We start from the raw sequence: 4,782 nt of genomic DNA, 5'->3' as shown, positions 1-4,782 counted from the left end.
GAGCGATGGGAGCGCGTCGGACCACCTCCGCCGCGGTAGTGTGAATCTTGTCGCCCAAAATCGTAGTGTCAAGGTCGGGAATAAGGGAGGCCCGCGCCTCAGCCCCGGGGGGATGGGAAATGCGCCCCGCCGCGAGCCGCGGAAAAGGTTATCCTGCCGACGGTTACGGCGGCGACAGCAGTGCGCGGTCGGCCTGGACCGCGGCTGGCTGGCCCGCGAGACGGCGCTCGAGTCGAGGGCACGGCGGATCTCTCCGGAACACGATCCACACGACCCCGACCGCGGCGGCGAGCAGTACGGACAGCATGACGTTCGTGCGGCGCGCGCCCGAGGGAAGCGCCAGCACCGCAGGACCGGCTCCCCGATAGGTGAGCTCGGCGATCTTCTCGGGCGCCGGGGGAGCCGTCACCAGGCTGACGCCGACCAGCACCGCCGCGCAGACGACGAACAGCAGGACGGCGAAGTGCAGGAAATTGATCGCCGCGATCCACTCCCATACCGTCCCGGGCGCCAGCCCTGCCCCCGAGCGCGCGAGCTCGAGCCCGAACCGCAGCGCGCCAAGCACGAACCCGGTGCACAGCGACGCCATGGCGCCGGTCCCGTTGAGCCGCGGCACGAAGAGGCCGAGCAGGAAACAGGCCGTGATCGGGGGCGCGATGTACGCCTGCACGCTCTGGAGATAGATGTAGAGCTGCGGCGAGATGTACTTCATGAATGGGATCCACAGCAGGCCGAGCACCACCAGGACGCCCGTGGTCAGGCGGCCCACGGTCACGAGTCGCCGCTCGCTGGCTCCGGGTCGGAGCTTCCGGTACACGTCCCAGGTGAGCAGTGTGGAGCACGAGTTGAAGACCGAGCTCAACGAGCTCATCAGCGCGGCGAGCATCCCGGCGAGGACGAGGCCCTTCAGCCCGGGCGGCAGCAGACGGGTCACCATGGTCGGGTAGGCCTGGTCGGCCGCGCCGCCCCGGATGTCCGGGTACAGCGCCGCCGCGATGACGCCGGGGAGCACGAAGATGAAGACGGGGAGGATCTTCAGGAACCCCGCCATGATGGTGCCCCGCTGGGCCTCCCCCAGGTTCCGCGCGGCGAGCACCCGCTGCACGATGTACTGATCGGTGCACCAGTACCACACGCCGAGGATCGGGGCGCCGAACACGATCCCGGTCCAGGGGAACTGAGCGTGATCCGCGGGCTTCCACATCGAGAAGAAGTCGGACGGCATGCGTGCCTCGAGCCCGCTCCAGCCCCCGACCGCCGCCAATCCCGCGACGAGGAGCGCCGCCGAGCCGAGGATGAGCACGAAGGTCTGCATCAGCTCGGTGTAGATGACGGCGCGCAGGCCGCCCGCCACGGTGTACAGGCCGGTCGCGATCACGAGCACCGCGGCGCCCGTCCAGATGTCGAGTCCGGTGACGGCCTTCACGACGATGGCGCCGGCGAACAGGGTCACGCTGATCTTGGTGAGCACGTAGCCGATGACGGACACGGTCGTGAGATACCAGCGCGTGGCGGCGTTGTAGCGCCGCTCCAGGAACTCGGGCATGGTGTAGACGCCGCTGCGCAGGTAGAACGGGGCGAAGGTCCACCCGAGCAGCAGCAGGATCAGGCACGCCAGCAACTCGAAATGGCCGACCGCGAGCCCGCTCGCCGCCCCGGTCCCGGCGAGCCCGACCAGGTGCTCGCTGCCGATGTTGGAGGCGAACAGGCTCCCGCCGACCGCGAGCCAGCCGACGTCGCGGCTCGCCAGGAAGTAGTCGGCGCTATCGTTCTTCTCTCGGCGTGCGGCCCAGTAACAGATCCAGAGCAGCGCGAGGAAGTACCCGGCGATGACGAGGACGTCCAGCGGAGCGAGGTTGGTCATTGGCGCGAGGGGTCAGGGTTGGGGAGGCGCGCGAGCAGGTACTGGACGGCGAGGTCGGTCAGATTCCAGAGCTGGACGTCGGAGCTCGATCCGTAGCGCGCCGGGCGCAGCGTGTCGCCCGCGATCTCGTAGCTCCACAGCTCCTGGTCTTTCAGCCCCGATCGCTCCACGGCATCGAGGAGCTGGCGCAGCGCGCTGCGCAGGACCGGAGCGTCGGGCGACGCGGCGTCCGAGGCGAGCAGCCGCTGCGCGAGCGCGGCGAGCAGCACGTTGACCTCGCGACCCCACACGACGCGTGGCGAGTGATACAGGTCGTTCCGGAACATCTCCCACACCTCCGGCGGGGCGTAGGCGTCGTTCGCGGCGAGCGGACCGAGCGTCGCGACGAACACTCCCAGGGGATACGGCAGCAGGAGCGGCCGCAGCATCTCGGTGACGGTGTGCGGCACGCCGAGCAGCAGCAGCATGCCGGGGTCGGTGTTCATGACCGGAATCGGCCGCCCCCCCTCGTCGAGCGACAGGGCGAGAAAGCGCAGCGTGTCGGTGAGCGGGGTTCGCTCGAGCACGCCCTGCCAATGCCGCCGCTCCGGCGCGGGCAGCGAGCTCAGCCTGGCCTCGATGCGACGACGGGCGCTCTCCGGCGCCACCGCGACCTCGAAATGCCGCGCTGCCCCGCGCCAGGTGGCGATCGCGCGCTCCAGCGCCTGCCGATCCCCCGCGTACGAGGCGAGGGGCGAGCCGCGAATCTCGGGCGCGGGCGCCTCGAGCGAGTCCGTGGGGAGCCCAAGCTGCGCCAGGGCGTCGAGGATCCGGGCCACGCTCCGGAGCGCGAGCGGCGCCCACACCACGTTCACGTCCATCGCGAACCGGCCGCCGGCATAACCGACCCGAGAGTCCCGCCAGCTGGCCGACCTCCAGCCGCCTGCCTCTTCCGGCGGGAAGCCGACGAGATTGGCGGCCACGGGTGCCTGGGCGTAGGGAGCCACCTGCCGGGTGACGAACGCCAGGTTACGGAGCAACGCGACGAGCCGGGGCGGCGACCCCGGCCCGCCGGACGGCGCGAGCAGGAAGCGGCGTTTCGCGGCGGGCGGCATGGTCGAGTCCGCGAGATAGCGTGCCGCGAGCACCGGCAACTGCAAGTCGTCGTCCACCATCCCGTAGTTCTCGCGCACGGCCTGGAGGTCGCCGAGCGTCGCGCGGGCGCGTACCAGGGCGCTGTCGGCGAGCGCCCCGTCGCCGGCCGCGCGGCGCCGGCGGTATTCGTCGAGCACCCGGTTGTAGGCCGCGGCGTTCTCGCGGATCGCCTGGCCGCCAAGGGCCTCCTCGTGACTCACGTCGCCGTCGGGCGCGAGCTTCCGGAGCACGCTCGCGATCACGTGCTCCCGCATCGCGGGCCTCCACACCGGCTCCATGAGGAGCGCCGTCATCATCCCATCCCGCCCGAAGTAGGTCGCGAAGTTGGGGAGCCCGGCCATCACCTTCTCGCGGTAGCACAGGAGCTCGACGCCACGCACCTCGCGCTCGAGCCGGCGGAACCGCTCGGGACGACTGGTGTCGGCGCGGACGGCGTCGTAGAACCGCCAGAAGTCGTCGGTGAAGATCTCGTCGCGCGCGAGCGCCGTGAGCGCCGGCGCGTCCGTGGTGACGCGCACGGTGAATCGGACCGGGCCACCCGTCCGCGACCGGATCGTGACCACGCCGCCGGCACGCGCGGGCACGGTCTCCCGACCGTCCCCCTCCAGCACGAGCGACAAGTGCGTCTTGCCGTCGAAGCTCCGCTGCGCGACGCGGACCGCCCACGCGGGACCGGCGCGCAGCGCGATGCGGGGCTCGAGCCGCGCGCGCAACTCGGCGACGGTCCGCGCGCCGAGGAGGGTCAGGTGGCGCGCGCGCTCGCGCGGGTCCAGACGCTCGAGGTTCGCGATCAGGTCCAGGAGCTCGGGCTGCGGAAACGGTGGCGCGTCGAGGGGCAGCGAATCGCGGCCCGCATACTGGAAGTCCCGCTCGACGCGCATGGAACCCAACAGGAACAGGCCGATCGCGATCGGCGACGGCGCCGAGAGGGTGTAGGCGAGCGAACGCGTCCCACCGGCCGCAGCCACCACCGCGCCCGATGCCCCCCACACCAGCGCGGCCGGCCTGCCGCCCGAGTCGCGCGCGGTGAAGCCGGCGCTCTGGTTGGCCGCGTCCGCCCATAACTGGACCACGCGCCCGCTGCGACGATTCAGGTACACCTGGAGGGCGTTCCCCTTCGCGTCGCGATACAGTCTGGTCTGGTAGCCGTGGTAGGCGGCCGGATCGTCGAGCCCCGGCTCCGGAAAGGCGAGCACGGGGTGCACACTGTCGGCCCGCGCGAGGGCCTGGAGCGCGAGGAGCAGCGCGGCGATGCTCATTGGGGCACGCCAAGCGCCGGCTCGGCGGGGTCGGTCGTCTGTGCCAAGGCCGTCCTGCCGGGGAAGAAGATGAACTTGGGCCCGATGGTCTCTGATCTCAGGTAATGCGCGGATGCGATTCTGTCAACACCCGCCGCGCGTCCTCCGGCGGGCTCCGGGCCCAGGATGAGCGCAACGGCCCGCACCAGCACAACCGCCCGGCTCGATTGCTCTTCGGATTGCTGTTCGTGATGCGCTTCGGTGGCGCTTCGGGGCTCTGCGATGTTGAAGAGCCGCCCAGGAAGCCCCGCCGTTGCGCAGTTTCCAGCTCAGCGGCTAGTATTGGTCTCCGAGAGGTCGGCGGTTCAAATCCGCCCACCCCGACTGCAGACCGGGAATCGGGAGTCGGCAATCGTCCCCGATTCCCCATTCCCGGTCTCATTTGCGCCGGTAGCTCAGCTGGATAGAGCGCCAGCCTCCGGAGCTGGAGGTCGCAGGTTCGACTCCTGTCCGGCGCATGGATCCGCGACGAAGCCCCGCCGTCGT

The 4,782-nt window shown here is 70.8% G+C and carries 2 protein-coding genes and 1 tRNA gene; 1 reads left to right on the top strand and 2 read right to left on the bottom strand.

What is annotated here, in order from left to right; genetic code table 11:
- Window positions 1-163: 163 nt before the first annotated feature.
- Together Q8Q85_08805 and Q8Q85_08800 are read right to left on the bottom strand one after the other, a co-directional pair.
- The gene (locus Q8Q85_08805) at window positions 164-1,864 is read right to left on the bottom strand and encodes a sodium:solute symporter (GenBank protein MDP3774352.1); all 1,701 of its coding nucleotides are present in this window, start codon (window positions 1,862-1,864) and stop codon (window positions 164-166) included.
- The gene (locus Q8Q85_08800) at window positions 1,861-4,257 is read right to left on the bottom strand and encodes a hypothetical protein (GenBank protein ID MDP3774351.1); all 2,397 of its coding nucleotides are present in this window, start codon (window positions 4,255-4,257) and stop codon (window positions 1,861-1,863) included. The genes Q8Q85_08805 and Q8Q85_08800 overlap by 4 nt, the downstream gene beginning before the upstream one ends.
- 423 nt (window positions 4,258-4,680) lie before the next feature.
- Here Q8Q85_08800 and Q8Q85_08795 point away from each other — a divergent pair.
- Window positions 4,681-4,754: transfer RNA gene (locus Q8Q85_08795), tRNA-Arg, on the top strand.
- The last annotated feature ends 28 nt before the right edge of the window (window positions 4,755-4,782 follow it).

This window comes from Gemmatimonadales bacterium (genome assembly GCA_030697825.1).
Lineage (GTDB): Bacteria > Gemmatimonadota > Gemmatimonadetes > Gemmatimonadales > JACORV01 > JACORV01.
Note: the sequence above shows the minus strand (reverse complement) of the source record. Positions and strands in the feature narration are given on the sequence as shown.